Annotated in this window: 1 pseudogene; it reads left to right on the forward strand. The window is 32.5% G+C overall.

The annotated features are described in order from the left end of the window. Positions 1-228, forward strand: a pseudogene (locus ACWA1B_RS23835) (formimidoylglutamase); the annotation flags it as partial.

Here is a 228-nt window from a genome sequence, read left to right on the forward strand (position 1 = left end):
TTTTGATGCGCACTCTGACTTTAGAATTTTAGAAGGCCGTCATAGCGGAAACGGATTCTCTTATGCTTACGAAGAAGGTTTTTTAAGGAAATATTTCATTTTCGGACTTCATGAAAATTACACTTCAAAAAGTGTTTTAGATATTATTAAAAAACTGGAAGACCGCGTTCGCTATAATACATACGATAGCGTTAACATTAGAAAAGAAAAAGATTTTAATCGCGAAAT

The organism is Flavobacterium xizangense, assembly GCF_054075145.1.